We start from the raw sequence: 457 nt of genomic DNA on the forward strand, positions 1-457 counted from the left end.
GTGTTGTCCGGCGGTGTCCTACTCTCCCACACTCTCTCGGGTGCAGTACCATCGGCGCTGTGGGTCTTAGCTTCCGGGTTCGGAATGGGACCGGGCGTTTCCCCCACGCTATGACCGCCGTAACCCTTGCTACCTGACGCACCGTCCGTCCCCCGGGGTGTGGGGGGTGGTGGTGCCGGTAAATCTGTGGGTTACATCCGTCGTGCTGGATGTAAATGTGGGCTCTGTTCAGCCCGGTATTGAGTTGTTCCACCACGGGCCCCGATCCTCCGTGCCGGTCCTGGTAGGGGACGCGGTGGTGGTTCGGTGGTTGTGGTGGTGGTTCGGTGGTTCCGTTGTTGGTTGGGAACCGCATAGTGGACGCGTAGCATATGTGATCTTCACCCTCCCCTTGGGTGTCACTGGTGTCCTGGTTGCCCAGGGGTCCCGGTGACGGGGTGGGTGTGTGGTGTAAGTT

1 rRNA gene is annotated in these 457 nt (G+C 61.9%); it reads right to left on the reverse strand.

Annotated elements, in window-relative coordinates:
- Positions 1–5: 5 nt before the first annotated feature.
- A 5S ribosomal RNA gene (rrf, locus tag P5G52_RS18265) occupies positions 6–122 on the reverse strand.
- Positions 123–457: the final 335 nt, after the last annotated feature.

The sequence above is a fragment of the Arthrobacter burdickii genome (assembly GCF_030433645.1).
Lineage (GTDB): Bacteria > Actinomycetota > Actinomycetes > Actinomycetales > Micrococcaceae > Arthrobacter_D > Arthrobacter_D burdickii.